This window comes from Sulfuritalea sp. (genome assembly GCF_017302275.1).
In the GTDB taxonomy this organism is placed as follows: domain Bacteria; phylum Pseudomonadota; class Gammaproteobacteria; order Burkholderiales; family Rhodocyclaceae; genus Sulfuritalea.
Map to the genome: position 1 here is coordinate 1 of NZ_JAFLDR010000043.1, position 19,197 is coordinate 19,197.

A 19,197-nucleotide genomic window follows, 5' to 3' on the forward strand; every position below is an offset into this window, starting at 1 on the left:
GTATCGAAGGCCTGCGTCGGCCGAAGGTCGCGCCAGGCAGCCTGCAGGCCAAACTGCAGCCGATGTTGGCCAATGCGCTGACCGAGAAAGCGATCATCAATTTCCTCAACGACCTGGTCGCCTTCTATCTGGTCAAAGTGCATTGGGAATTGATCAGCCAGCGCTGGCTCAAGGACCCGGTGAAGAACGCCAACGCCTGGCTGACCGTGTTCTACCTGATGTTCCTGCTGGTGCGCTACCGCAAGTCGATTGCGGCCGAGGCGGCGAAGCCCGCCGCCGTGCCGGTTCCAGCCGTGCAATCATGAAAAATTTCAGCGTCGCCCATCGCCTCTCGCGCCGTATCCGCCTGTTGGCGCCGGCGCTGGTGAAGCATCCCGAGCGCTGCTACATACTGGAAATCCTGCTGCGCAAGCACGGCGCGGTGAAGCATGTGAAGAGCGTGCCCGCGATCGGCTCGGTGACGCTGCATTACGATCCGGTCCAGTTGCCCGAAGCGCGCCTGCTGGCGGTGGTCGATGCCGTGATCGGCAATATCGCCGTTGCCCCGGCGCCGACTCTTGCTCCCGAACCTGCTTCTCCAGCAGTCATCGACGGTCCGGTGCAGGAATGCAATGCCGCCGTCGAAGGCATGACCTGCGCCTCCTGCGCGCTGCTGATCGAGATGGGCCTGCAGCGCGATCCGCGCATCGACGCGGCCTCGGTGAATTTCGCCGCCGGCACGGTCAGCGTCAAGGGGCGGCTGTCGCGCGAGGCCTTGTTCGCGTCGGTCAAGGGCATGGGTTACGAAGCCCGGCCGATGGACACGCTGGCGCAGCGCCGTTTGCTGGTCGAACGCGAGAAGGCGCGATTGGCGGAGGCGAGGGCGCGCCTGGTCCGCTCGGCGCTGATGACCGCGCCGGTGATGGTCTCGGGCATGCTGATGCACCAGTCACCGCTGCTGCGCCTGCTCGAACTCGGCCTGTCCACGGCCGTGCTGGCCGATCCCGGGCGCGAAATTTTCCGCAAGGCCTGGGCGCTGGCGCAGCGCGGCGAGGCCAACATGGACACGCTGATTGCCATGGGCGCCGGCGCCGCCTGGGCCTACAGCCTGCCCGGCGCCGTCCGGCCGCATCACCACGTGTATTTCGAATCGGCGGCGGCCATCGTCGCCTTCGTCCTCGGCGGCCGCTACATGGAAGAGCGCGCCAAGGGCAAGGCCTCCGAGGCGATCCGCAAGCTGATCGAACTGCAGCCGGACACGGCGATCCGCGTGACCGCCGATGGCGACGAAACCGTGGCCATCGACCAGGTCGAGGTCGGTGATCGCCTGCGCGTGCGCCCCGGCGACAAGGTCCCGGCCGACGGCGTGGTCGAAGAGGGCAGCTCCAGCGTCGACGAATCCATGCTCACCGGCGAATCCCTGCCGGTAGCCAGGGGCGCCGGCGACGCGGTGGTCGGCGGCACGCAGAACGGCAACGGCGGCTTCATCCTGCGCGTCACGGCGGTCGGCGCCGACACGGCGCTGGCGGGCATCGTCAAGCTGGTCGACCATGCCCAGGGTTCCAAGCTGCCGGTGCAGAAACTTGCCGACCGCATATCGGCGCGCTTCGTGCCGGCGGTGGCCGGCATCGGCGGCCTGACGCTGGCCGGCTGGATGCTCGCCGGGCATCCGCCGGCAAGGGCGCTGGCGCATGCCGTGGCGGTGCTGCTGATCGCCTGCCCCTGCGCGCTGGGGCTGGCGACGCCGACCGCGATCATGGTCGGCACCGGCCAGGCGGCGCGGCGCGGCATCTACATCCGCAAGGGCGAGGCGCTGGAAACCGCGGCGACGCTCGACACCCTGGTGTTCGACAAGACCGGCACCATCACCGAAGGCAGGCCGGTGGTGACCGACTACATCGCCGTCGAAGGCGTCGATGCGGCGCACAGCCTGGCACTGGTGGCCGGCGCCGAAGCGCATTCCGAACATTTCCTGGCGCGTGCCATCACCACCTGGTGCCGTGCGCGCGGCGTCTCTCCAGCGCCGACGCTTGATTTCCAGGCATCGCCGGGTCTCGGTGTGCGGGCGCGCACCAAGGGCAGGAAGCGCGAGGACGTCCTGGTCGGCAACGCCGCGTTGCTGGAGACCGCCGGCATCGACTTCGGCGCCCAGCGCGAGCAGGCGCAAGCCTGGGCCGAGCAGGGCAAGACACCGGTCTTCGCCGCCGTCGACGGCCGGGTCGTGGCGCTGTTCGCCATCGCCGATGCGGCACGGCTTGGCGCCGCCGAGGCCATTGCGCTGCTACACCGGCTGGGCCTGAAGACCGTGATGGCCACGGGCGACCTCGATGCGGTGGCCAACCACGTCGCGCGTGAAGTCGGCATCGACCGCGTCATCGCGCGCGCCACGCCGGCCGACAAGCTCGAACTGATCCGCAAACTGCAAGCCGAGGGCCGTCGCGTCGGCATGATCGGCGACGGCATCAACGACGCCCCGGCGCTGGCGGCGGCGGATGTCGGCTTCGCCATCGGCGGCGGCGCCGACATCGCCGTCGAATCGGCCGACATCACGCTGGTCGGCGGCGACATCGCACGCGTCGCCGGCGGCATCGAGCTGTCGCGGCGGACCATGAAGATCGTGCGCCAGAACCTGTTCTGGGCGCTGGGCTACAACGTCGTGGCGATCCCCGTCGCGGCGGCCGGACGCCTCAACCCGATGATCGCCGCGGCGGCGATGGCCATGAGTTCGGTCTCGGTGGTGACCAACTCGCTGCGGCTGCAGAAGTGACGACTGGATTCCCGCCGGCGCGGGAATGACGGCACATGGACCACAGCCAGCACGCCCACATCGCCGAGTTTTCCGCGCAGTTCTCCTACTGGGCCGCCTTCATGGTCGGCATCCTCGGCAGCGGCCATTGCATCGGCATGTGCGGCGGGCTGGTGTCGGGCTGCTTCATGAAGCTCAAGGCCGTCGGCCCCTGGCCCTACGCCGCCTACCATGCCGCGCGCATTTCGATCTACGCCGTGGTCGGCCTGGTCGCCGCGCTGCTCGGCACGGTGCTGGTGGCCAGCGGCATGACGGGCCTGGCGCAGGGCGTGCTGCAGATCCTTGCCGGTGCCATCGTCATCCTGCTCGGCCTCGACCTGCTCGGCGTCTCGCCGATCCGCAATACCTACGGCTTCGCGCCCGTGGCCTGGCTGCGCCGCCAGTTCGTCACCGCCACGCAAAAGGGGCCGGTGCTCGGCGCCGCCATCAGCGGCGCGATCAACGGCCTGATGCCCTGCTCGATGACCATGGCCATGGCGGTGCAAGCCACCACGGCGCCGAGCCCGCCCGAAGGCATGCTGCTGATGCTGGCCTTCGGTGCCGGCACGCTGCCCTCGATGCTGTTCGCCTCGGTGTTGTTCGGCAAGCTCGGCCCGAAATTGCGCGGCAGCCTGCAGAAGCTCGCCGCGCTGTTCGTCATCGCGCTCGGCGCGGCGACCCTGTGGCAGGGGCTGCGTTTCTACCTGGTGATGTACAAGCTGGTGGTTTGAGAGCTGGCTGAACGAATCCCGGTTTGGCGGTCGGTAATTCCGGAATAGACGGAACGCTGATCCGGATTGGACGGGCTTCAGGTACAGTATCGACGGCTCATTCAGCGTACTGGCTCCGATCGAAATGACTCATTCCCTGATTCCTCGCCACCTGCATCCCCAGCTTGACATAGCCATGGGCGATACGCCGGCGGTGCTGATCAATGGTCCGCGTCAGTGTGGCAAGACGACGCTGGTACGACTTTACGCGGACCGAATGGCCTACTTCTCTCTGGACGATCCAGCCCTGTTGGCAGCGGTGCGTGCCGACCCGCTGGGCTTTGTCCGCCGCCAGGATCGTCTGATCATTGATGAAGTCCAGCGAGCCCCCGAACTGCTGTTGGCGCTCAAGCTCGCCATCGACCAGGATCGCCGTCCCGGGCGTTTTCTGTTGACCGGCTCGGCCAATCTGATGGCCTTGCCCGCGGTCGCCGACAGCCTGGCCGGACGGGTGGAAATCCACACCCTGCTGCCGCTTTCCAATGCTGAAATCGCCGAACGCCCGGCCGACTTCGTCGAACGCCTGCTGCGCGGCGATTGGCCGCCCGCAGCGCCCGGGGAGAAGCGCGAGGACATTGTCGGCCACGTGCTGGCCGGCGGTTATCCCGAAATGCGGCAGCGTGCCACGCCGGCGAGGCGCCAGGCCTGGACGCGCGCCTACCTGACCACTCTGGTCGAGCGCGATGTGCGGGATGTCGCCGACATCGCCCAGACCACGAAGATTCCGCAACTGCTGGGCATCCTGGCCCGGTTGAGCGGCCAGTTGCTGAGCCTGCAGCAGATCGGCGGGCAGATCGGGCTTGACGGCAAGACCGTCGAGAAATACATCGGCATCCTGGAGAAGATGTACCTGGTGCGCCGCCTGCCGGCCTGGAGTGGCAATGAGCTGAGCCGCCTGATCAAGACGCCCAAGCTCCACTTTTTTGATGCCGGGCTGCAAGCCAGCCTGGCACGCCTGACGCCGGAACGGGCCTGGCTGGAGCGCACGCGCTTTGGCGCCACGCTCGAAACCTGGGTCCATGGCGAATTGCTCAAGACACTCGCCCTCGGGCAGGAGCCATGGTTCCTTTTCCATTACCGCGACAAGGATCAGGTGGAGGTCGATTTCGTGCTCGAATCGCCGCTGGGCGAGATGGTCGGCATCGAGGTCAAGGCCTCCGCGACGGTCACCCCGGCCGACTTCAAGGGCTTGCGCCGCCTGGCCGCGACTTGCCCACACCGCTTTCGGGCCGGCGCCGTGCTCTACGACGGCGAGCATGTCCTGTCCTTCGGCGATGGCATGTACGCCGTTCCGCTGCGCCGCCTGTAGCAAGGCAGCGCCAGGCCGGTCACGAAAATCATCCGGAACGGCGCCCCTGCTGAAAGACGCAAGACGTCCGCGCTGTTCGTCATCGCGCTCGGCGCGGCGACCCTGTGGCAGGGCCTGCGTTTCTACCTGGTGATGTACAAGATGGTTGCTTGGGCGACAATCCGACTCGCGTCACAAGCCATCGATCGAAGGAGCCTGCCCATGAACTTGCCTCTTGCCGTATTGCCCTGCCTTGCCGGCCTGCTCGCCTTGCCCGCGGTAGCCGCGGAAGCCGCCAATGCCGCCTTCGCATCGGGCCACCGGCCCGCCGTCACGCTGGAACTCAAGACCCGCCTGGCGCGGGCCGATGCGGCGGCCGGCGCGGCCTTTTTCGAGCGCAAATGCTCGCAATGCCACGACGGCGAAAAGACCGGCGGCCACGCCAAGGGACCCTTCCTGTGGAACCTGTTCGGGCGCAAGGCGGGTGCGATCGCCGGCTTCGAGTTTTCGCCGGCAATGCTGCGCGCCGGGGTGATCTGGGACTACGCCACGCTTGACCACTACCTCGCCGACACGGAGCGCGCCGTGCCGGGCAAGGCGATGAATTTTGTCGGCATCCCCGATCCTGCGCTACGCGCCGCAGTGGTCCTGCACCTGCGCACGCTCAACGACGCAACGCCGGCACTGCCCTGAGCGGGCGGCCGGGCTGTCGTTCGCATTTCATCTTCGCGCCCGGTGCGGTGACGCCGTGGCAGGGGCCGTGCTTCTATCGGGTGGTGTACAAGCTGGTGGCCTGTTCGCCGTAGCGCCAGCGCCGACTCTTAACGCGGGTCACTGAGGCCGAGCGATTGGCGGGTGCTTGCAATACCTACTACGCCGGAGACCGCGATGCGATTGCCGCGACCGTCGAAGAACAGGGTCCGTGGCAGTTCTCCGCGCCATTTCGGATCGAGTGCGAAGGCGATCGCTTCAGGAGAATCGGCGCCATAGACGTAACGCTTGCCCGGCACTTTGACTCGATCGAGCGACGTCGCCACCTCGGCGGACAAGGGCTCCGCGGCGACGGTGATCAGCCGCAGGCCGGCATCGGCTTTGACCATGTCGGCGAACAGCTCGAGGTTCTTCTTGCAATGCGGACAATCGGTGGACCACAGCGCGACGATGGTGGGCCGCGTGTGTGCCTTCGCGTCGGTGAGCATTCGTGCCGATGATCGGTCGAGGGCAAGGAAGGCCGTGGCGAAGACGGTGCCGCAGGCCAGCAGCATAGCAATCAGGAAGAGGCGTTTCATGGCAGACGGAACACGCGCATGCCTTCGAGTTCGGTGCGCCAGTAGGCGAACAGGTCCTTGCCGAAGGTGATGGCACGCGGATGATCGGAGGCGCCGTTCGCGGCACCCAGCGTCAGGCGCTTGAAACTGGCGCCGCCGTCCTCCGAGATTTCGGCGTGCAACTGCGTCCGCTCGCCGTCGAATTCCTTCCACAGGATGCCGATGCGCCGGCCGGCGACGGCAATGTCCGCGCGGGCGGCCTGCTCACCGCCGACAAACCGCTGGCCCTCGATGCCGCCGTTTGCCAGACGCCCATAAAAGGCGCGGCCCTCGCCATTCTTCTGGTTGAACCAGACGGCATGCCGCGTGCCATCGGGCGCCACGGCCAGCGCCGGCCCGTGGTGGGGGCAGCCATCGACTTTCCAGCGGTCGAAGGTGGCGCGCTCGACGCCGGCCGGCGCTCCGTCAGGCTTGAGTTTTGCGAGTGCATGGTCGCGCTCGTTGGGCTCGAATACATGCCGCCAGAGGATCAGCGGGGCGCCGTCGGTATCGACGGCCGCCGCGATCCGGCAGCACTCGCAGGAATGATCGGCGACCCGGGTTTCCGGCTTGAAGCTTCTGCCGCCGTCGTCCGATACCGCCGCGTAAATGGCGGCGCCGCGATAGGGGGTCTTTGCCGCCCTGGCCGATTCGAGGTCGCGCTTGTCGATCCAGGCGAGATAGATTCGTCCGTCGACGCCGATCACCATGGTCTCGAAACGATGGGTGATTTCCTGTCGATCACGGTGCACGGTGATCGGTGTCGCAAAACTGGCGCCGCCGTCGTCGGAACGGGCCAGCCGCACTTCGCCGGTGTTGGGTTTGGCCAGCGGCCTGGTCCAGGAAACCAGCACGCCGCCATCCTGCGCGAAAGCGATTTTCGGCCGGTTCTCGCCGTCGCCGGCTATGGCTTCGGGCCGGGCGTTGACGATCGTCGGTGGCGACCAGTTGGCGCCCTGGTCGCGGCTGCGATACAGCAGTAGATGATCGCCCTGCTTGGCTACCGCCAGCAGTTGGCCATCCCTGGCGAACGCCGCCGAGCTGCCCAGGTCGACTCGGGCTTTCTTCCCCATGGCTGACATGCCCGCCATCGTTGCCTTGTCCTTCGGCTCAGCGGCGGTGGCGAAATGCGGCAGCATCGACGCGGCTATTGCCAGCATCGCAATGGCGCCCAGTCTGTGCAAGGACGTCATCGATTCGACCCTCAGTAGTTGAATTTCAGGCTGGCGAAATAGGTCCGCTGCTGATACGGATACAGGGTGAAGTACTTGACGTCGCCGATGTTGTCGATGCCGACGGAGGCCGACCACTGCTTGCCAAGTTTGTAGAGCAGCTTGGCGTCAAAGACGCCGAAGCTGCTGCGCCCGCCATAGACGTTCGGGTTAGGGTCCGGGTATTGCCCGGTGGCCGTGTTGAGGAGACCGCTGTGCTGGCGTCCGCTGTAGCGAAAGCCGAGGCTGGCGGAAAGCGCGTCGGAGACACGATAGGTCGCCAGCAGCGACGCGCGCCAGACCGGGATCAGGGGCAGTTCCGTGCCCACCAATCCGGGGTTGGCGATATTTTGCGTGATCCGCGAATGGATGTAGGCGATGCTGCCGGACAGATCGAGGCCGCGAATCCACAGGTCGCCGGCTTGCAGAGCGGTTTCGATTCCCCAGGTGCGGACCTTGTCGATGTTCTGCACGCTGCTGATGCTGAAGCCGGGCAGGGTGGTGACATCGGTCTGGGAAACCAGCGCGCCCTGCTTTTCCTCGCCGAACAGCGAGGTTCGCCACAGGCCGTTGGTCAGGAAGCGTTCCACGGTGAACTCCCAGGAATCGGCGGTTTCCGGCTTGAGATTCGGGTTGTTGGTCTTCGCGACGTTGTAGGGCGCCGGGAATCCGGCGATCTGCGCGGGAGTGGCCGCCGTCGAGGTGCCGGTAACGGTTATGCCGACGTTCTTGAATAGTTCGCCGACCGTCGGAAAACGCACGCCCCGGCCAAATGAGGTCCGCAGCGCCAGCATGTCGGATGCCTGCCAGGAGAGCGAGGTCTTGGGCGAGAAGGCATGGACCGTCTTGCTGGCGTAGTCCACATTGGCGCCGCTGGCGAAATTGCTGCCGTTCAGCGCACTCCATTTTTCCTGGCGCCCGCCCAGCACCAGTTTCAGGTCGGGCGACAACTGCCAGGCGTCCTGCAGGTAAATCGCCTGGGTGCTGGTGGTGCCCCTGGAGTTGGTGCTCAGCGCGGCGGCATCGCTGGTCCGCCACGGTCCGGCCGCGAGCGTGAATTGATCGGAGCGGGTCTTGTAGGTATCGGCGTGGAAGCCGAAGCTGACCTGGTGCCGGCTTTTCAGACTGCCGTCGGGTCGCCACTCGCCGCGCAGATCCAAGTTGGCCCAGCCTGTTCCATCCGCGAAGCTGATGGTTCCCGCCGTGGCATCGCGGCTTGCCGTGGTGCCGAAATTGCCCGAGCTGGCGCGGGTCACGTCCTTGGTCTGATTGAAGTGGCTGGCGGCCAGTTCCCAATCCCAGGTGCCGCCGCTTTGCGATTTCACCGACAGGCCGTGCATGCGGTACTCGGCTTCGGCGTGACTGATGCTGGGCGCGGTAACGGAATAGTCCCGGCCGTTGATGCGGACATAGCGGTAAATGCCGGCCGCCGTGCTGGTGCCGTAGATCGTGTTGCCAGCGGCATCGCGCAGATAGCTATCGACGAGCTTGTCCGAGGTGTTCTGCCAGAGGTTTAGGGTGTAGATGGCGCGCACCGTTGGCGAAAAGTCGTAGGCCAGCTTGATCGTGCCGTCGTCCTTCACGGTATGGTCCATGCTGGTGGCGGCGGTATTCACCCGCGGACTGTTGGCGATGTTGTTGTCGAAATGCGCACCGGTAACCACGGTGAATTGCCCCGCGGCGGCGGGCGCTCCCGCCTTGGCTGTGGCGGCGGTGAAGTCGGTCGGATGGCTGTGGTTGTCGAGCCGATCGACGCTGACGCGGAACGACCAGTCGCCGGCCTTGTGGCCCAGGCTTGCGGCGCCATGCATGCCGGTGAAGTTCTTGTCCGTTCCGTAGAGCCTGAAGTTCTGGCCGAAGGTATCGATTTTGGCGCTGGCCTCGAACCGTGTCGGCATGTGGGTTTTCATCAGCACCACGCCGCCCACCGAATTGCCGGGATACAGCGCGGAGAATGGGCCGTACATGACATCGACGCGATCGATGGCATCCTGCGACACCAGACCCCAGCGCGGACCGGGACAGCAACTGTTGACCAGGTGGTTCGAGAGCAGCAAACCATCCGCATAAACTATGGTTTCGGCGCTGGAATTGACTCCGTACATGCGCATGGCCAGGCCGCCATTGACGTCGCCGATGAAGCGTTCGCGAACGTGTACGCTCGGCAGGTACAGGAGCGCTCCGGCCGAGGACACGGAGTTGATGCTTTCCGCGATCTGCTTTCGCGTGAAGCTCTCCGTGGTCGATGGCACATTGGCGGGCGCCTCGGGCTTGGCTGATTCCGCCGATACGGAAACCTCCTTGAGCCTGGCATCGCTTTCGTCCGCTGCGCTGGCGTCCGTGAAAAGAATGCCAAGCGTGGCAGCCACGGCCATGGTGAAGCGACGGCGCCTGCCGATCGGGGAAAATGCTGTGTAGATCATGAATCGAAGCTCCGGTGACGTGTCGTGCTGGCGGGTTCCTGCCAACGAGCCAACTATTTCTTGCTTTCGGTGACGAAGGCGATGCGATTGATGCCGGCCTTTTGCGCGGCAGCAAGGATGTCCGCGACGTTCTCGTAACGCGTGCCGCGGTCGGCGCGCAGGTGCAGTTCGGGATTGCGCGCGGCGGTGGCGGCGAAATGGGCTTCGAAATCGGCGCGATGGGCCGGGGCGCCGTCGAGGAAATAGCGGCCGTCGGCATCTAGCGCGAGCTGGATCACCACCGGCTTGTCCTCGACCTTCTGCGAGCTGACCTGCGGCAGGTCGATCGGCACCGCCTGGTGCATGGCGGGAATGGTGATGATGAAAATGACCAGCAATACCAGCATCACGTCGACCAGCGGCGTGGTGTTGATCTCGCCCATCGGCTGTGGCGTGCCGCCTTCGCTGAAGGAACCGAATGCCATGATGGCCTCAGGCGCCCTGGCGGGCCAGCGTGGGCGTCGCCGCCGCGGCTTGCGCGGAAGAGTCGGCGCTGGCGGGACGGCGCGCTCCGGTGGTGAAGTAGGCGTGCAAGTCGTGGGCGAAGCCGTCGAGCTGCGCCATGACCAGGCGGTTGGCGCGGGTTAGCGCGTTGTAGGCCAGCACGGCGGGGATGGCGACGAAAAGGCCGGCCGCGGTCATGATCAGGGCTTCGCCCACCGGACCGGCGACCTTGTCGAGCACCACACTGGTGGAACCCGACAGCGCGATCAGCGCATGGTAGATGCCCCACACGGTGCCGAAGAGGCCGATGAAGGGTGCGGTCGAGCCGACCGAGGCGAGGAAGGTGAGCCCGGTTTCGAGGCTGGCCTGCGCCGCCAGCATCCGGTTGCGCAGGCTGCGCGTCAGTGCATCCGACAGGCTGACGCCGGCGCCGAGGCCGGACTCCGAGTCGTAGCTGTCGCGCGCATGCGCTCCGGCACGCGCCATGTCGGCGAACAGCCCGGTGCGGTCGGCGGCATCGATGGCGGCCAGTGCATCATGCAGGTTGCGCGCTTGCCAGAAGGCTTCCGGGGCGCGGTCGCAGGCGAGGTTGATGCGCAGTTGGCGGGCGAAGCGGCCGACGATCAGCGCCCAACTGCCGACCGAGAGCAGCAGCAGGAGTATCGCCGTGGCATGGGTGACGAGGTCGCCCTGCTGCCAGAAGTGAACCAGACCGAGTTGGGTTTGCATGGGGCTCAGCTTTCAAGTTGGAAGGTGATGGGAACCTGGACCCAGCCGGCGATGGCCTGTTCGCCGCGCTTGGCCGGCACGAAGCGCCAGCGGCTGACGGCTTCCTCGGCGGCCTGGTCGAGGCGGGCGAAGCCGCTGCCGAGCTTGATCTCGACTTTTTCGGCCAACCCGGCGGCGCTGACGAAGACGCGCAGCAGCACCTTGCCCTGCTCGCCGAGGCGGCGAGAGGCATGCGGATACACCGGCTTGGGGTTGTGCAGGTAGTCGGCATCGAAGCGCGCGGCGGTGATGGCGACCGGTGCCGGTGCGGGCGCGACATCGATCGGCAGCGCCCTGGGTGGCGCCGGTGGCTGCGGCTGCACGACGAAGGCGGGTGCCGCGTCGCTGACGGCATTCGAGGTCAGCAGCGGCAGAGGCGCCGGTGGCTGGAGCTTCTTTGGCCTGGGCGGCTCGGGTGGCTTGGGTTTGGGCAGCTCCGGCAGGATTTCGACCAGGCGCACCGCCATCGGCTGGATTGCGGCCTTCAGTTGCTCGGCCGGCACCACCACCGCGATCAGCGCGATCAGCAGCGCGTGCGCCGCCGCCGCGCCGGTGAAGGACGCAAACGGCCGCTCGGGGCGGCCGGCGGATGGCAGGCGAGGCAGCAGAAGTCCCATGGGTTGCGAGCTATTGCGAAAGGCGCGAAGTGTGTTGCATCGACCGGTACAAAAAGTGCGGCTAATCGCCACATGCGACGCATTGCCGCGCGACGTGATGTCGCAGCCTCCGGGAATCCGGCGGATTGCTGACCACGATCAAGGAAGCGGCGGAAAGTTGATGCCTGCGGCACCGCCTGCTTGTGGTTACGCAGGCGTTCTGCCGGCCGCAGCCGGCCGTCCTCAAGGCCCGTCCTCAAGCTCGGATCGCCGTCCCGCCAGCGCCGACTTTTCTTATGGGCCTCCAGTTGATGAAGAAAATCGACCGGTTGCCGGCAATTTATCATTGCAAAAACGGGAACTGAAATCCATAATTGCAAGCATGAAACGTAACCTGACCGCACAATTGCTGGAGGCCATCGACTACTCGCCGGCCGTAGTCCTGCTCGGGCCGCGCCAGTCGGGCAAGACCACGCTGGCCTTGGAGCTTGCCCGTGAGCGCCCGGCGATCTATCTCGACCTGGAGTCGGAGCAGGACCGCGCCAAGCTGGCGCAGCCGGAACTGTATCTGGCCGACCATCTCGACAAGCTCGTCATCCTCGACGAAGTTCACCGCGCGCCCGGCCTGTTCCCGGTGCTGCGCGGCCTGATCGACCGCGCCCGGCGCGATGGTCGGCGGGCCGGCCAATATCTGCTGCTGGGTTCGGCCTCGCTCGACCTGCTCAAGCAATCCGGCGAAACCCTGGCGGGGCGCGTCGCCTATCTGGAGCTGACGCCCTTCCATGTGCTGGAGGTCGCCGAGCGACCGCTGGACGAACTCTGGCTGCGCGGCGGGTTTCCCGAAAGCCTGCTGGCCGGGAGCGATGCGCGCAGCCTGCGCTGGCGGCAGGATTTCATCCGCAGCTACCTGGAGCGAGACATTCCCCAGTTCGGCCCGAGGATCGCCGCCGAGACGCTGCGGCGGTTCTGGACCATGCTGGCCCATCATCAGGGTGGATTGCTCAACACGGCCCAGTTCGCGCGCAATCTCGGCGTCGATGTGAAGACCGCCGGCGGCTACCTCGGCCTGCTGGTCGATCTGTTGCTGGTGCGCCGGCTGCTGCCTTGGCACAGCAATCCAGGCAAACGGCTGGTGAAGTCGCCCAAGGTCTTCATCCGTGACAGCGGCATCGTGCATGCCTTGCTCAACATTCCCGACAAGGAAACGCTGCTGGCCCACCCCGTGGTGGGTGCCAGTTGGGAAGGGTTTGCCATCGAGAATCTGCTCGCCAACGCCATGGCGACCGATCCGATGGTTCAAGCCTGTTTCTACCGCAGTAGCGGCGGGGCGGAGATCGATCTGCTGCTGGCTTGGCCGGACGGCCGCCTCTGGGCCATCGAGATCAAGCGCAGTCTGGCGCCCAAGCTGGAACGCGGCTTCCATGCCGCCTGCGCCGATCTGAAACCGGAACGGCGCTTTGTCGTCTATCCGGGGGGCGAGCGCTACCGCTTGGCCGAAGACATCGAGGCCGTGCCACTGCCCCAGTTGGCGAAATCGCTGCGCGGCGGCTGAAAAGCTCGTTTGAGCAGGGCTCGAACTTCCCACCGGGACCGGGCCGGCGCCTTGCGCAGTTGACGGCGGTCAACACATCGCCGGAAAGCCAGCGTCCGGAGCACTGTCTGCGACGAAATGCCGCATGTCCGCTATATGCGGCGCACCTAATATTGCGCCGCACACTCACTTTTCAGGAGATCACCATGGACCGACGCGACGCCCTCAAACTTTCCCTTCTTGCCGGAGTCGGCTTGGCCGCCGGTAACGCACAGGCACAAGCGGCCTGCGCCACGGACGGCACGCCGGCGCAGTTCACGCCGAAGAAGCCGGCCGATGCCAATCCGTTGGAGCGCGAGTTCGAGAAGTATCCGAAGTGTCCCTATTGCGGCATGGACCGCAAGGAACATCATCGCGCGCGCATGCTGGTGCAGTACAGCGACGATCTGACTGATGGCGTCTGCTCGATCCATTGCCTGGGCCTCAGCCTCGGCGTCAACATCGACCGCGAGCCGAAAATGATCTGGGGCCCCGATTACGGCAGCACCGCCGAGCCGCGCCCGCTGGTGCCGGTGGAAAAGCTGACCTACCTGATCGGTGCCGACCTCAAGCATGCGATGACCAAGCGCAGCAAGCATTCCTTCGCGGCGAAGGAGGTGGCCGAGCAGTTCAAGCAGAAGCATGGCGGGGAATTCGGCGACTTCAACGAGGCGCTCAAGCAGTCCTACCTCGACATGGCAGCCGACGTAGCGCAGATCCGCAAGAACCGCGAGGAGCGCCGCCGGAGAATGATGGAGCAGAAGCAGGGCTAAACTGCTCGCCATGCGTATCCTGCTTTCCTTCCTGCTGGCGATCTGGGTGGCCGTGGCCGCCGCCCAGGCGCCGCCCAAGCCCGGGCCGAAAGACCTTTGCCCGGTGTGCGGCATGCTGGTCTCGAAGTATCCCAACTGGGTGGCGACCATCGTGTACAAGGATGGCCATGCCCACCATTTCGACGGCGCCAAGGACATGTTCAAGTTCTGGCACGATCCGGCGAAATACGCCGCCGGCCATCGGCGCGAGGACATGGTGGCGATCTGGGTCACCGATTTTTATGGCCTCGCGCGCATCGACGCGAAGAAGGCGTTCTACGTCACGGGCTCCGACGTGCTCGGCCCGATGGGGCACGAATTCCTGCCATTGGCGAATCGCGCCGACGCCGAGGAGTTCCTCAAGGACCACAAGGGCCGCCGCATACTGGGCTTCGAGCAGGTGCTACGCGGCATGCCGGAGCAGCTTGACGACGGGCGCTTCTGAAGTGCCGCGAATTAGCGAAAATCAAGGCCGGGCGGCGCCGCTGGGCTAAGCTGGAGCCTCTCGCATCGAGCCAGCCCGCCAAAGGTCCGCCGCATGAATACCACGCTGATTTGCCGCCTTGCGTTCCTCGCGTCCGCGCTTTGCGCCATTGCGCTGCCGGCCGCCGCCGTCGATGCGCCCGCCCTCTACCAGCAGCACTGCGCCGCCTGCCATGGTCCCGGGCGGCTCGGCCTGACCGGCCCGGCCCTGCTGCCGGAAAGCCTCGCGCGCCTGCGCAAGCCCGAAGCCGTCAAGGTCATCACCGAAGGCCGTGTGGCAACCCAGATGCTGGGCTTTGCCGACCGCATGAACAAGGAAGAGGTCGCCGCGCTGAGCGATTACATCTACACCGCCGTGTCGCCAGCGCCGACTCTCAGCGAAGCCGACATCCGCGCTTCGCGTATCGTCAGTTTCGCGCCGGGCAGCCTGCCGGGCAAACCCGCCGAGGCGTTCAAGGGCGTGGACATGATGAACTTGTTCATCGTGGTCGAGACCGGTGACCACCACATCACGGTGCTCGACGGCGACAGGCTGGAACCCATCCACCGCTTTCCCAGCCGCTATGCGCTGCACGGCGGCCCGAAGTTCACTCCGGACGGGCGCTACGTATTCTTCGCCTCGCGCGACGGCTGGATCACCAAGTTCGACATCTGGAACCTCAAGGTGGTGGCAGAGATCCGCGCCGGCATCAACACACGCAACGTCGCCGTCTCGGGCGACGGCAAGTACCTGGCGGTGGCCAATTACCTGCCGCATACCCTGGTGCTGCTCGATGCCGACCTCAACCTGCTCAAGGTGCATCCGGTGCGCGGGCGCGACGGCAAGGAGACTTCCCGGGTTTCGGCGGTGTACGACGCGGCGCCGCGGCAGAGTTTCGTCGCCGCGCTGAAGGACGTGCCCGAGGTCTGGGAGGTCAGCTACAACCCGAAGGCCGAGGACATCCCCGGCGGCATCATCCACGACTTCCAGTACAAGGAAGGTGCCTTCATCCCCGGCTTCCTCAATGTGCGGCGCACGATGCTGTCCGAACCGCTGGACGACTTCTTCTTCACCCAGGACTACTCGACCCTGATGGGCGCCTCGCGCACCGCCGGCCAGGGCCAGGTGGTACACCTCGACGTGCGCAAGAAGATCGCCGACCTCAAATTGCCGGGCATGCCCCACCTCGGTTCCGGCATCACCTGGAAATACGCCCCGCCGGGCGGGACGGAGCGGACGGTGATGGCCACGCCGAATCTCAAGGAGGGCCTGGTCACGGTGATCGATCTCAACGACTGGAGCACGGTAAAGAGCATCCCGACGCTGGGCCCCGGCTTCTTCATGCGCAGCCATGAGAACACGCCCTACGCCTGGACCGATTCGATGATGTCCAAGGCCAAGGACACGCTGCAGGTGATCGACAAGCGCACGCTGGAAAGGGTCGCCGAAGTGAAGACCGACCCGGGCAAGACCCTGGCCCACGTCGAATTCACCCGCGACGGCAAGCACCTGCTGGCCAGCCTGTGGGAACGCAAGGCCGACGGCGGCGCGCTGATCGTGTTCGACGCCGCAACGTTCAAGGAAGTCAAGCGCATCCCGATGGACAAGCCGGTGGGCAAGTACAACCTGCACAACAAGATCAGCCGTTCGGAAGGCACCAGCCACTGAGGCACGAAGCTGAGGTATCGTTGCGGGATCGCGATCATCCGGGTCACCGGCCATGAGCCACAAGCACCGCAACGTCCTGCAGGCCATTTTCCACGACCCGATCAGCGGCAACATCCACTGGCGCGAGGTCGAGTCGCTGCTGCACCACCTGGGTGCCACGGTGGAATCCGCGCACGGCGCCCGCTTTCGCGTCGTCCTCAATCGCCACGAATTCACCGTGCATCATCCGCACCACGGCAGCGACATGGACCGCAACGACATTCGCTACCTGCGCGAACACCTTGCCGCGGCAGGCGTCAGCCTGTCGAGCTACGACGAGCGGGAGAAGCCGGCGTGACCTACGAGGAACACCTCGACGAAGTGGCGACGCTGATCACCGAGCTGTTCGATGCCGGGGACGAAACAGCGATTGCCATCGTGATGCGCGCACAGGCCGACGACTTTTTCAGCGGTCACGATGACGATCCGTCAATATGCACGTTGAAGCGCGCGCAAGCCGACGCGCGGGCGGTGTTCAGCAAGTATCGCTAGGCCGGGATTGCCAGGAGGGGATTCTTGCCGGGCAACGCAGAATCAGGGCTTGCGGCTCCATGTGCCCGCCGCGTCGCGCAGCCACCAGCCGGACTTCCATTGCTTTTGCCAGCGGGCGCGCTGGAGCTGCCAGACCTCGGCCTCATCGTTGCGCCGGCCATTGCTGTCGGCCAGGGCCTGGATCAGCGCCTTGCGCTCCTGGTTCTCGACGTCGATGAGCTTTTCGGCGATCTGGCGCTTGCCGAGGGTCATCTTGCTGCTGTCGCGCAGGTAGATGAAGCCGTCCTGGCCGAGGCCGATCTCTCCGGATTCGTAGAAGCGCACCAGGCGCGAGGTGCGCTGCGCCAGGGCATGCTTGACGACGACCACCGTCGGCGCGCCAATGTCGAGGTTGATCGGGGCCCGGGTCGGATCGGCGGCCGTGGCGGCCAGGGCGGGCAGGGCCAGGCAGGACAGCAGGAGCAGAAGCTTGTTCATGGTGGACCTTCGGTGGGGATTCATTTGCCGGCGAGCAGCAGTTTGAGGTCGGCGGCGACATTCGCCGGCGTCTCGCCATGGCGCAGCAGCAGGCGAAGCTTGCCCTGCGGGTCGAAGGCGTAGCTCCCGGTCGAGTGGTCAACGCTGTAGCTGTCGGGCGTCTTGCCCGGTTGCTTGACGTAGAAGACCTTGAAGTCCTTGGCCGTCGCGGCGATGACTTCGTCGCTGCCGCGCAGGCCGAGGAAGGAGGGATGGAAGCTCGGCACATACTGGGCTAGCAATGCCTGCGTGTCGCGCGCCGGGTCGACGGTGGCGAACAGCACCTGCACGCGCTTGCCGTCCTCACCGAGCAGGGTCATGGCCTCGCGCATGGTCGACAGCGTGGTCGGGCAGACGTCGGGGCATTGCGTGTAGCCGAAGAACAGCACCACGGCCTTGCCGCGAAAGTCGGCGAGGCTGCGCGCCTGGCCGTTGTGGTCGGTGAGCTTGAAGTCCTTGCCCCAATCGACCATGGACAGATCGGTGGAGACGAATTTACGCGGTTCGCTGCATCCGGCAGCCAGCAGCGCGAGGGCGAGGAACAGAGCCGACAGGAGTTTCATGGCGGGCACGGGAAAATATCCGGGGCGGGGTGCTAGTGTAACCTCTCCGCCCTCCAAGCTTGCCGTATACTTCTTATATTTTCGCGGGACAATAGTGAATTCGCATATCATCGAGGTCGCCCCGGGGGCGCCGCAAAAGCTCGCCCGCGCCTGGCTGTGGATGGGGCTAATGGCCCTCATCGGCTCCGGCCTGCTGGCCATCCTGCTGGTTCTGTCGCGCACGCCGGGCATCCAGGATGTCTTTCCGCTGAAGGGTTTCTTCCGTGCCGCGCTGGTGGTGCATGTCGACCTCTCGGTGGCGATCTGGTTCATGGCCTTCGCCGCCGTGATCTGGAGCGCGCTGGGGCGCGCCGCCCACGCCTGGCTGGGCTGGGCAGGGCTGGGGCTGGCGGCGCTGGGCACGGCGCTGATGACCGTCTCGCCCTTCCTGCCCGGCGCCGAGCCGGTACTCAACAACTACATCCCGGTGTTGCAGCAGCCCTTCTTCCATGCCTCGCTGTGGATTTGCGGCGCGGGCTTCGCGCTGGCGGTGCTGCGCGCCCTGCTTACCACCTGGCCGCGCCCGGCGTTCGGCGCGCCGCTGCAAACCGGCGCCTTCCTCGGCGCTGTGGCGGCCTTCCTGGCGCTGGGCGCCTTCATCTGGTCGTTCCTGATCGTGCCGCGCTCGCCGGAGATCGAGGACAAGCTGTATTTCGAAGTCCTGTTCTGGGGCGGCGGGCATACCCTGCAATTCCAGCACGCGCTGCTGATGGTGGTGGCCTGGCTGTGGATAGGCTCCGCGCTGGGCAAGGGCATGGACGATACGCCGCGCGCGCTGTCGGCGATGTTCTGGATCGCTGCGCTGCCCTTGCTGGTGGTGCCGGCGATCTACCTGACCATCCCCGCCGGCGAACTGCCGCACATGGAGCTCTTCGCCAAGCTGATGATCTGGGGCCACCCCTACATGGCGCCGCTGATCCTGGCCGGCCTGCTGGCGCTGTGGGCGGTGCGCGGCGCGCCGGCAAGCGGGGCGAAATCCGCCTTTGTCGCGTCGTTCGTCCTGTTTGCCACGGGTGGCGTGCTGGGCTACATGATCCAGGGCGCCAACGTGGTGATTCCGGCGCACTACCACGGCTCGACAGTGGGCGTGACACTGGCCTTCATGGGCCTGGCCTACGTGCTGCTCCCGCGACTCGGTTACGGCGAGGTCGATGGCGCCATGGCGCGCTGGCAGCCCTACGTGTACGGCGGCGGCCAGCTGATCCACATCCTCGGCCTGGCCTGGTCGGGCGGCTACGGCGTACAGCGCAAGGTGGCGGGCGCCGAACAGGCGCTGACCACGCTGCCGCAGAAAATCGGCATGGGCATGATGGGCGCCGGCGGCCTGATCGCCGTGATCGGCGGCATCATGTTCGTGCTGGTGCTGCTCAGGCTGATGCTGAAGAAGCGCGGCTGACTGCGGCGCCGCGCCGCCGACAGCAAGAG

At 66.0% G+C, this 19,197-nt stretch carries 20 protein-coding genes; 12 read left to right on the forward strand and 8 right to left on the reverse strand.

Annotated elements, in window-relative coordinates:
* From J0M27_RS17845 to J0M27_RS17865, 5 genes are all read left to right on the forward strand, one after another.
* The coding region (locus J0M27_RS17845; protein WP_294994892.1) for a hypothetical protein at positions 1 to 305 on the forward strand (305 nt) is incomplete at its 5' end.
* Positions 302 to 2,746, forward strand: a complete 2,445-nt coding sequence (locus J0M27_RS17850) for a heavy metal translocating P-type ATPase (RefSeq protein ID WP_294994895.1) — start codon at positions 302 to 304, stop codon at positions 2,744 to 2,746. The genes J0M27_RS17845 and J0M27_RS17850, both read left to right, overlap by 4 nt.
* A gap of 35 nt (positions 2,747 to 2,781) precedes the next feature.
* Positions 2,782 to 3,495: a sulfite exporter TauE/SafE family protein gene (locus tag J0M27_RS17855; protein ID WP_294994898.1), complete on the forward strand. Its 714-nt coding sequence runs from the start codon at positions 2,782 to 2,784 to the stop codon at positions 3,493 to 3,495.
* Between the two features lie 124 nt (positions 3,496 to 3,619).
* Entirely contained in the window at positions 3,620 to 4,843 is a 1,224-nt protein-coding gene (locus tag J0M27_RS17860) for an ATP-binding protein (RefSeq protein ID WP_294994901.1), read from the forward strand.
* 201 nt (positions 4,844 to 5,044) lie between these two features.
* A complete protein-coding gene (locus J0M27_RS17865) occupies positions 5,045 to 5,515 on the forward strand; it encodes a c-type cytochrome (RefSeq protein WP_294994904.1) in 471 nt (156 codons plus the stop codon).
* Between the two features lie 128 nt (positions 5,516 to 5,643).
* Here J0M27_RS17865 and J0M27_RS17870 read toward each other — a convergent pair whose 3' ends face one another.
* The 6 genes from J0M27_RS17870 to J0M27_RS17895 are packed head-to-tail and all read right to left on the reverse strand — an operon-like array spanning position 5,644 to position 11,631.
* Positions 5,644 to 6,111, reverse strand: coding sequence for a hypothetical protein (locus J0M27_RS17870; protein WP_294994907.1), 468 nt, complete (start codon positions 6,109 to 6,111; stop codon positions 5,644 to 5,646).
* Complete coding sequence (locus J0M27_RS17875) at positions 6,108 to 7,289, reverse strand: sialidase family protein (RefSeq protein ID WP_294994910.1); 1,182 nt, start codon at positions 7,287 to 7,289, stop codon at positions 6,108 to 6,110. The genes J0M27_RS17870 and J0M27_RS17875 overlap by 4 nt, the downstream gene beginning before the upstream one ends.
* Positions 7,290 to 7,333: 44 nt before the next feature.
* On the reverse strand, positions 7,334 to 9,763 hold the full coding sequence (locus tag J0M27_RS17880; RefSeq protein WP_294994913.1) for a TonB-dependent receptor: 2,430 nt from the start codon (positions 9,761 to 9,763) through the stop codon (positions 7,334 to 7,336).
* 53 nt (positions 9,764 to 9,816) lie between these two features.
* Positions 9,817 to 10,227, reverse strand: a complete 411-nt coding sequence (locus J0M27_RS17885; RefSeq protein ID WP_294994916.1) for a biopolymer transporter ExbD — start codon at positions 10,225 to 10,227, stop codon at positions 9,817 to 9,819.
* A 7-nt stretch (positions 10,228 to 10,234) separates the two neighbouring features.
* On the reverse strand, positions 10,235 to 10,975 hold the full coding sequence (locus tag J0M27_RS17890) for a MotA/TolQ/ExbB proton channel family protein (RefSeq protein WP_294994919.1): 741 nt from the start codon (positions 10,973 to 10,975) through the stop codon (positions 10,235 to 10,237).
* Positions 10,976 to 10,980: 5 nt separating this feature from the next.
* The gene (locus tag J0M27_RS17895) at positions 10,981 to 11,631 is read right to left on the reverse strand and encodes an energy transducer TonB (protein ID WP_294994922.1); all 651 of its coding nucleotides are present in this window, start codon (positions 11,629 to 11,631) and stop codon (positions 10,981 to 10,983) included.
* A 361-nt stretch (positions 11,632 to 11,992) separates the two neighbouring features.
* Between J0M27_RS17895 and J0M27_RS17900 the strand changes: the two genes are divergently transcribed.
* From J0M27_RS17900 to J0M27_RS17925, 6 genes are all read left to right on the forward strand, one after another.
* Complete coding sequence (locus tag J0M27_RS17900; protein WP_294994925.1) at positions 11,993 to 13,162, forward strand: ATP-binding protein; 1,170 nt, start codon at positions 11,993 to 11,995, stop codon at positions 13,160 to 13,162.
* A gap of 185 nt (positions 13,163 to 13,347) precedes the next feature.
* Complete coding sequence (locus J0M27_RS17905; protein WP_294994928.1) at positions 13,348 to 13,953, forward strand: nitrous oxide reductase accessory protein NosL; 606 nt, start codon at positions 13,348 to 13,350, stop codon at positions 13,951 to 13,953.
* 10 nt (positions 13,954 to 13,963) lie between these two features.
* Entirely contained in the window at positions 13,964 to 14,437 is a 474-nt protein-coding gene (locus J0M27_RS17910; RefSeq protein ID WP_294994932.1) for a nitrous oxide reductase accessory protein NosL, read from the forward strand.
* 93 nt (positions 14,438 to 14,530) lie between these two features.
* A complete protein-coding gene (locus J0M27_RS17915) occupies positions 14,531 to 16,123 on the forward strand; it encodes a cytochrome D1 domain-containing protein (protein ID WP_294994934.1) in 1,593 nt (530 codons plus the stop codon).
* A gap of 52 nt (positions 16,124 to 16,175) precedes the next feature.
* Complete coding sequence (locus J0M27_RS17920; RefSeq protein WP_294994937.1) at positions 16,176 to 16,460, forward strand: type II toxin-antitoxin system HicA family toxin; 285 nt, start codon at positions 16,176 to 16,178, stop codon at positions 16,458 to 16,460.
* The gene (locus J0M27_RS17925) at positions 16,457 to 16,654 is read left to right on the forward strand and encodes a hypothetical protein (RefSeq protein WP_294994940.1); all 198 of its coding nucleotides are present in this window, start codon (positions 16,457 to 16,459) and stop codon (positions 16,652 to 16,654) included. The genes J0M27_RS17920 and J0M27_RS17925 overlap by 4 nt, the downstream gene beginning before the upstream one ends.
* Positions 16,655 to 16,696: 42 nt before the next feature.
* On the opposite strand, the gene J0M27_RS17930 is transcribed toward J0M27_RS17925, so the two are convergent.
* Positions 16,697 to 17,131 carry a DUF1318 domain-containing protein gene (locus J0M27_RS17930; protein WP_294994943.1) on the reverse strand — a complete coding sequence of 145 codons (435 nt, stop codon included), beginning with the start codon at positions 17,129 to 17,131 and terminating at the stop codon, positions 16,697 to 16,699.
* Positions 17,132 to 17,151: 20 nt separating this feature from the next.
* Positions 17,152 to 17,733 carry an SCO family protein gene (locus J0M27_RS17935; RefSeq protein ID WP_294994946.1) on the reverse strand — a complete coding sequence of 194 codons (582 nt, stop codon included), beginning with the start codon at positions 17,731 to 17,733 and terminating at the stop codon, positions 17,152 to 17,154.
* A 94-nt stretch (positions 17,734 to 17,827) separates the two neighbouring features.
* Here J0M27_RS17935 and J0M27_RS17940 point away from each other — a divergent pair, with 94 nt between their 5' ends.
* Positions 17,828 to 19,168, forward strand: coding sequence for a cbb3-type cytochrome c oxidase subunit I (locus tag J0M27_RS17940; RefSeq protein ID WP_294994949.1), 1,341 nt, complete (start codon positions 17,828 to 17,830; stop codon positions 19,166 to 19,168).
* Positions 19,169 to 19,197 lie beyond the last annotated feature (29 nt).